The following is a 7265-nucleotide window of genomic DNA, read 5'->3' as shown; positions in this document are numbered from 1 at the left end:
GGCAACGAGATACTACTCTAGTCCAGGCCTGGCTCGTCGTGCAACTCGAAACCGGAAAACTGACAGTGACGCCCACCACACGTCAGCAAGGGGCTGGAGAAAACGCGGTGGGAGCCTGCTGTTGCCTTGAAATGTAGCGTTCGTCGGAAGACAGCGCGTAACGGGTTGCACCCGCACGTGAGGGAACACGTGAGGGAAACGGGTTGCGCGCGCGTACGGGCATTAGGGCGTCTGAGTTGCTGCAGTCGTGGAGTCAGCGCGTTCGACTCGGTGGAGCCTGACTGTGCTCTAGGAGTCTGACTGTGTTCTACCGCCAGGATGCAGCACGGACCGTTGGGAGACCTTTTACGCGGACCGTTCGAAGGCCCTATATAAGACGATTGTTTATAGGAAGACTTTGTAGAGGCGGTGTACCCGCAGCCTTCAAACCCCCACGTCCACTCTCGTGCTGGGTCCGTAGACACAGCCCCAGCGCGGTCTGGGTATACGAAGTTCAGCCTGGGTATAGGCGGTTCAGCCGAGTCAGGCCCGTCCACTAGGCTTGATTACATGACCTCGGCACCCACAACCTCCCCGCTCGACGTCCTCCACGATGTCTTCGGCTATGACGAGTTTCGAGGACAGCAGCAGGCCGTTGTTGATCAGATCGTGAGCGGTGGCGATGCCGTCGTCCTCATGCCCACCGGCGGCGGAAAGTCCCTGTGCTATCAGATCCCGAGCCTTGTCAGGCCCGGCACCGGCGTGGTGATCTCCCCACTGATCGCGCTCATGGCAGATCAGGTCGCTGCTCTGGAGAACCTCGGCGTGCGAGCGGCGTACCTCAACTCGACTCTTGACTTCGAGGAAGCCCAGAACGTCGAGCGAGCGCTCCTGGCCGGTGAGCTCGATCTGCTCTACTTAGCGCCTGAACGCCTAGTCCTGCCGCGCACGATGGCTTTGCTCGAGCGTGCTCAGGTCGCCTTGTTCGCCATTGACGAAGCCCACTGCGTATCGCAGTGGGGCCATGACTTCCGCAGCGACTACTTGGGCCTGGGAGTGTTGGCCGAACGATTCCCCGATGTTCCACGAATCGCATTGACCGCCACGGCCACACCCGCCACGCATGCGGAACTCACCGAGCGTCTTCACCTCGGCGATGCCCAGCATTTCGTCGCCAGCTTCGACCGCCCGAACATCACCTATCGCATCGAGCCGAAGCAGTCCGGCCGCTCGCAGCTCATCAACTTCATCACCACCGAACATTCTGGTGATTCTGGCATCGTCTACTGCCTATCCCGCCGTGGGGTCGAACAGCTCACTGAGGCACTCGTGGCCCGAGGAATCAAAGCCCTGCCCTATCACGCTGGGCTGCCTTCCGAGGTCCGTGCCGACCATCAGGCTCGATTCCTCCGCGAGGACGGGCTCGTCATGGTCGCGACGATCGCCTTCGGCATGGGCATCGACAAACCCGATGTCCGCTTCGTCGCTCACCTCGACCTGCCCCGCAGCGTCGAAGGCTACTACCAGGAGACTGGTCGTGCCGGACGCGACGGATTGCCGGCCGATGCGTGGATGGTCTACGGCCTCGGCGATGTCGTCTCCCAGCGTCGCCTCATCGAATCTGGCGACGGCGATCGGACCTATCAACGACGCGCGATGTCGCACCTCGACTCCATGCTTGCTCTGTGCGAAACCGTTGATTGCCGGCGCGTGCAGCTTCTGCGCTACTTCGACGAGGAATCCGAACCGTGCGGCAACTGCGACACCTGCATCACACCCCCAGTGACCTGGGACGCAACGGTCGCCGTGCAGAAACTGTTGTCGGCGGTCATTCGCCTCGACCGGGAACGTGGCCAGAAGTTCGGTTCAGGACAGGTCATCGACGTCTTGCGCGGCAATGACAATGAACGCTCTCGCGCGGCCGATCACGAACGCCTCAGCGTCTGGGGAATCGGCGACGACCTCAGTGAGACACAGTGGAAGACCGTGGTCAGGCAGGTCCTCGCCCGCGGTCTCCTGGAATCCCATGGCGACTACGGCGTACTGGTCGTTGGCGAAGCCGCCGGCCCTGTCCTGCGCAGCGAAGTGGAAGTATCCCTGCGAGTGGACCCTGTGAAGAAGTCGGGATCCAAAAAGTCCGGAGCAAAGCGCCGAGGCGGCCCTGAGGTCGAACTCGGGACCGCAGACACAGCCCTGTTCGAAGCTCTGCGTACCTGGCGAGCCGATCAGGCCAAGGAACAGGGCGTCCCCGCCTACGTCGTATTCCCTGACGCCACCCTGTACGGAATCGTCGAAGCCAAACCAAGCACTATCGGCGAACTGGGACAGGTCAGCGGGGTGGGTCTGAAGAAGCTCGAGCGCTACGGACCCGGCGTTCTCGAAGTTCTCGAGTCCAGCGCGGGGTGACCGCAGGCCAACTGTCGGCAGGACTGCCGGCTCGCGATCGTCAGTTCGTCTTATTCAGCGTGACATCGATGGGTGTCTGGTTGGTGAAGATGTCGAAGACAGGGCAGTGGGCGTCCACCGTCGTCTGCAGCTCCTGGTAGGCCTCGTCGCTGTCCGGGCCCGTGATGTCGACGTTGACACGGACTGCTGAGAGTCCGGGCCGCACCGTGTCATCGGCGCCGAAGAGGCCTTGTACGTCAATGTCGCCCTCTGCGCTGACCTCGAGGTTCTCGATTGTCAGCCCCAGGTTGTGCGCGTACAGCCGGTAGACGACGATCTGGCATGAGATGAGGGCACCGAGGGCGTATTCCACGGGGTTCGGTGCCGCGTCATCACCGCCCAGCGGTGCCGGCTCGTCGACGGTGAAGGTGTGCTTTCCTGCTGTGATGACCGAGGACACGGAGCCTTGGGCGCATCCCTTGGCCGAAAACACCAGCTGAGCGTTCTTCGTCGAGCTTGCAATCCGCTCGTTCCAGGCCTGATCTGCCGAGGTCAGTCGTGCGGCGCGATCTTCAGCGCTGATGGCAACGGTTTCGCCTGTGTTGGTGGTGGTTTCTGCTGTGGCGGTCATGTGTACGTCTCCTTGGAGTGGGTGATCATCGTTTGCGTGATCACCACACTAGAAACACAAACTTCCCCGGCGATGGCCGCTCGTCAGATTTCGACGCAGTCCGTCATAGGCACGAAATGAGAGGACGCATTTCGACACGAATCTCATACTTCTGGATGACAACATCGCTGATCAGCGACTTATAGGGCCGAGACATGAGCGAATCCCCACTGCGAAGTCGACTCTCGAAGAGGACCCTCCTCATCTCGGCAGGCGCCGTCCTTGGCATCGCTGCTCTCATCTTCGGGACTGCCGTCGCCGTCGGGCTCACCGTTCCAGGAGTCCGAGCACATTTCGAAAGCCTGATTATCGCTGTGCTGCTCGTCCCGAGCACCGGGACGCTGATTGCGTTGGCGTTCACTCTGCGTCGCCGCGGTCACCGCTTATCAGCCATCGGCTTCCCCCGTCCCACCGCGCGACTCTTCCATCTGCTGTGGCAGGCCCACGCCTCTGTGATCGTTGTGCTCGGGGCACAGCTCCTTGTTTTCGCTGTCACAGGCTCGGAGCCCGTCAGTGACTCATCGACCGACTCGATTGCAGGGAGTGTCGGCCCCATCGCTGCGATCTCGATGTTCGCCGCCGTCGGGATCATCACCCCACTCTAGGAGGAGCTGTTCTTTCGCGGCGTAATCTATGGCTTCGTCCGTGACCACCTCGGGCTGAAGGGGGCAGTTCCGATCAGCACAGTCGTCTTCGCGCTGTGCCACGGTGTGCCGATCCTTCTGCCCTACATGCTTGCGCTGGGTCTTTGCCTCGCGCTGCTGCGGACATTCCACCGCAATCTGTGGGGACCGCTGGGTCTGCACCAGGAATCAACTCGATGGCGTCGGTGGTCCTTCTGCAGGTCGCCTTCAACTGACGTGCATCCTGTCGGACCTCATATCTCAGGGGCGGTGGTGGCCGAACACGAGGCTGGTCTGGGTATGAGCGATCGCGGGGTCCGAGAGATGCTCATTTATAAATGCATTCAGCCCGGCCGGATGGGCCGTGGCGATGTGCACAAGCAGATCTCGCTCCCCCGAAACCTGGAAGACTTCGAGAGTTTCTGGAGCCTGGAGCAGTCCGACGATGACGGCGTTCATCTTCGACCGCCCGACCGGTGACATCCGCACCGAGATCATGCCGAACACGTGCAGACCCAGCGCTTCGAAGTCGATGTCGGCGTGAAATCCTTTGATGATTCCGCGCGACCGCAGGGCGCTGACTCGCCCGGAGCAGGTGGACGGGGCCAGCCCCACTCGGCCGGCAAGATCCTTGTTGGAGATCCGGGCATCGGAACTGAGCTCACGCAGGATCGCCATGTCCACCTCGGCGAGGTGGGAATCCTTCGATTCAGAACGATGGTCGATGATCAATTCCGAATTCACCACAAGAATCCTCTACCTTTGTCGTCATCTATTCGGTTCCATTCGATGGTATCCGTGATCTGGGTAGTCTATGAGGAGACCCGCCGCCACCGGCGATACCGGCTTCGTGCCCGACCAGATGAAGGTGACCCATGACGACTTCAGCACACACCGCCCCGCGCGATCGCGCGGCCTGCGAGCACCTCGATGCCGCGGATCCGCTGCGCGGCTTCAAGGACGAGTTCATCCTCCCTTCCGACACGATCTATCTCGACGGGAACTCGCTCGGCGCCCGGACGAAGGGGGCGGCCGAACGTGCTCAGACGGTCATCGCCGACGAGTGGGGGACCGGGCTCATCCGGTCCTGGAACACCGCCGGATGGTTCGACCTGCCGGCGAAGCTGGGCGAGAAAGTTGCCGGCATCGTCGGTGGTGGGACCGGCAGCACCGTCGTCACGGACACCACCTCGATCAACCTGTTCAAAGCCGCGTCGGCCGCGCTGAAGATGCAGTCCGCAGATGCGCCCGATCGTCGTGTCATCCTCACTCAGCGGGAGAACTTCCCCTCCGATATCTACATGCTTCAGGGCTTGGCGGAGCAGCTTGATGCCGGCTACGAGGTCCGCCTGGTCGATGACGCCGAGGTGAGCGCAGGGTTCCCGAACACAATGACCGACGAGGTGGCTCTCGTGGTTCTCACCCACGTGAACTACCGCACGGGTCGGCTCTTCGACATGACCACGACCACCTCGGAGATCCATGACGGTGGTGCCTTGGTGATCTGGGACCTGTGCCATTCGGCGGGTGCGCTGGAGATCGACTTGGCCGGGTCCGGTGCGGACATGGCGATCGGCTGCACATACAAGTTCCTCAACGGCGGCCCAGGCTCACCCGCTTTCATCTGGGTCTCCGAGGCATTGCAGAATCGTTTCACCCAGCCGCTCTCGGGCTGGTGGGGGCATGCGAAGCCCTTCGAGATGTCACCGGACTATGCTCCGGCCGACGGTATTCGCCGGTACCTGACCGGCACGCAGGGCATCATCTCGATGTCTATGGCCGAGCTGGGACTCGACATCGCCAGCCGGGTCGATATGGCCGCGGTGCGAGAGAAGTCCCTGCAGCTGTCTGACCTGTTCATCGAGCTCGTCGACTCTCGATTGGCCGATCATCCCGTCGAGATCGTCACTCCACGCGAGCACGCCCATCGCGGCTCACAGGTCTCGATCACGCACCCCGAGGGCTTTGCCATCATGAGCGCTCTCATCGAACGTGGAATCATCGGCGACTATCGCGAGCCTGAAGTGCTGCGCTTCGGCCTGACTCCGCTCTACATCGGCTTCACCGATGTCTGGGACACCGTCGAGGCGCTGCGCGACATCCTCGACAACCGGCTCTGGGACGCCCCTGCGCACAAGGTCCGCGGCGCCGTCACGTGATCGGTGTGGCTCAATAGCCTCTCGGCAACCTTCCGGGCGCTGAGCAACCTCGCTTTGGAGTGGTCCCCTGAGGTTGCTCAGCCCGATTCGTTCGCTTATCCGACGCGCCGCTCCCGTCCCGCCAACACGTACGCACCGATCCCGATCGCGCCGATGGCCAAGACCGAGCCGCCGATCGTCACAGCCTGCGGGATCGTCGCGATCGTGCCGAGCACGCCGACGGTGACACCGGAGAACGTCTGCATTCCGGGCCCGAACATCGAATAGGAGCCGATCACTCTGCCCCGAATCTCAGTCGGGGCCTCGAGCTGGATGATCGCCATCTCGGTCGACTCGGCGGTGATCTTGCAGACCCCAGCGAGGACGAGGACCGCCAACGCCAGCCACAGGTGCGAGGTGAACGCGAAGACGATCGCACTCGCTCCCAACCCTGCCGCGGCGACCGCTGCTGCCGCGGGCGTTGGTCGCACCCAGCCTGTGGCCTCGAGGAAGAACCCGCCGAGCACACCTCCGGCACCAAGAGCGAAAAGCAGCAGACCGTAGGTGAAGTCACTGTCTCCGCCGGGGCCGGTGAAGATATCGCCGAAGACCGGCATCGCCGTCTGCAACACGGCCCCGATCGTGATCGAGGCGAGCGCAGCCAGCAAGAGCATACTGATGATCGCCCGGTTGTGGCGGACGTCGACGAGCACCCGCAGTGACTGGATCAGTGTGGTCCTCGCTGCCCGCAGACCACCGCTCCTGGTATGGCCGGTGAAGGGTGTGCGCATGAGGAAAATCGTCAGCGGCAGGTAAAAGACGATGTTGATGAAGATGCCCCACGTCGGCCCGAACGACAGCAGGAGCGCCGAGCCGACAACGGGTCCGAACAGGATGCCGAGGCTGCGGAAGGTCGCATTGATGCGCACGGCGCTGGGCAGCTCGCTGCGTCCGGCGAAGTCGTAGAGCATCATCTGTTCGGCCGGTCCCCACAGGCATCCGGCCAGGCCGTGGATGATCAGCAGCACGCAGGCCTGCCACAGTTGGAGCGAATCGGTGAGGAACAGGATGCCCCAGCACAGGGACACGACCATGAACATGACCTGCCCGATCTGGATGAGTCGGCGGCAGTCGAAGCGTTCAGCCAACGATCCGGCATAAACGGACAGGAGTAGGAACGGCAGCCAGTGGCTGATGAGCTGGAATCCCACGAGGGCCGGGGACTCGAACTTCTGCCACAGCACCCAGTAGGTGATGACGTGCTCAATGTTGTCGCCCATCATCGCCATGCCGGATCCGACCAGATAGGGCGCGGTCTTCCAGCTCCGCAGCACCCCGAACCGGCGCGGATTCGGGGAGGTGTCGGAAGATTCGTCTCGGGTCTCGCTCACCCGCCCATTCTGGCACCACCTGCGTGAAATCAGTGGGTGGTCCCGAACCGTGGAATCCTGACACCGCCGAGGCGGCCCT

The 7265-nt window shown here is 62.5% G+C and carries 6 protein-coding genes and 1 pseudogene; 4 read left to right on the top strand and 3 right to left on the bottom strand.

Annotated features, from left to right (window positions below):
• The first annotated feature begins 549 nt into the window (after positions 1-549).
• Positions 550-2385 carry a DNA helicase RecQ gene (gene recQ, locus INT29_RS17085; RefSeq protein ID WP_193072573.1) on the top strand — a complete coding sequence of 612 codons (1836 nt, stop codon included), beginning with the start codon at positions 550-552 and terminating at the stop codon, positions 2383-2385.
• 40 nt (positions 2386-2425) lie between these two features.
• Here the strand turns inward: recQ and INT29_RS17080 are convergent, their stop codons facing one another.
• Positions 2426-2995: an OsmC family protein gene (locus tag INT29_RS17080; protein ID WP_101572074.1), complete on the bottom strand. Its 570-nt coding sequence runs from the start codon at positions 2993-2995 to the stop codon at positions 2426-2428.
• Between the two features lie 194 nt (positions 2996-3189).
• Here INT29_RS17080 and INT29_RS17075 point away from each other — a divergent pair, with 194 nt between their 5' ends.
• Both INT29_RS17075 and INT29_RS20800 read left to right on the top strand, forming a co-directional pair.
• Positions 3190-3639: a hypothetical protein gene (locus INT29_RS17075; RefSeq protein WP_193072572.1), complete on the top strand. Its 450-nt coding sequence runs from the start codon at positions 3190-3192 to the stop codon at positions 3637-3639.
• 6 nt (positions 3640-3645) lie between these two features.
• A pseudogene (locus INT29_RS20800) lies at positions 3646-3828 on the top strand (type II CAAX prenyl endopeptidase Rce1 family protein); the annotation flags it as partial.
• Between the two features lie 90 nt (positions 3829-3918).
• Here the strand turns inward: INT29_RS20800 and INT29_RS17065 are convergent.
• A complete protein-coding gene (locus tag INT29_RS17065; protein ID WP_319020931.1) occupies positions 3919-4401 on the bottom strand; it encodes an Lrp/AsnC family transcriptional regulator in 483 nt (160 codons plus the stop codon).
• Between the two features lie 131 nt (positions 4402-4532).
• On the opposite strand from INT29_RS17065, the gene kynU reads away from it, so the two are divergent.
• On the top strand, positions 4533-5816 hold the full coding sequence (gene kynU, locus INT29_RS17060) for a kynureninase (RefSeq protein WP_193072570.1): 1284 nt from the start codon (positions 4533-4535) through the stop codon (positions 5814-5816).
• A gap of 95 nt (positions 5817-5911) precedes the next feature.
• On the opposite strand, the gene INT29_RS17055 is transcribed toward kynU, so the two are convergent.
• Complete coding sequence (locus INT29_RS17055) at positions 5912-7186, bottom strand: MFS transporter (RefSeq protein WP_193072569.1); 1275 nt, start codon at positions 7184-7186, stop codon at positions 5912-5914.
• Positions 7187-7265: the final 79 nt, after the last annotated feature.

Origin of the sequence: Brevibacterium sp. FME37, assembly GCF_014897485.1 — a bacterium.
Taxonomy (GTDB): domain Bacteria; phylum Actinomycetota; class Actinomycetes; order Actinomycetales; family Brevibacteriaceae; genus Brevibacterium.
Note: the sequence above shows the minus strand (reverse complement) of the source record. Positions and strands in the feature narration are given on the sequence as shown.

What these genes read in the sequence shown, in the direction of transcription:
- recQ (WP_193072573.1), top strand. Translation starts at nt 550, where the DNA reads ATGACCTCGGCACCCACAACCTCCCCGCTCGACGTCCTCCACGATGTC.
- INT29_RS17080 (WP_101572074.1), bottom strand. Translation starts at nt 2,995, where the DNA reads ATGACCGCCACAGCAGAAACCACCACCAACACAGGCGAAACCGTTGCC.
- INT29_RS17075 (WP_193072572.1), top strand. Translation starts at nt 3,190, where the DNA reads ATGAGCGAATCCCCACTGCGAAGTCGACTCTCGAAGAGGACCCTCCTC.
- kynU (WP_193072570.1), top strand. Translation starts at nt 4,533, where the DNA reads ATGACGACTTCAGCACACACCGCCCCGCGCGATCGCGCGGCCTGCGAG.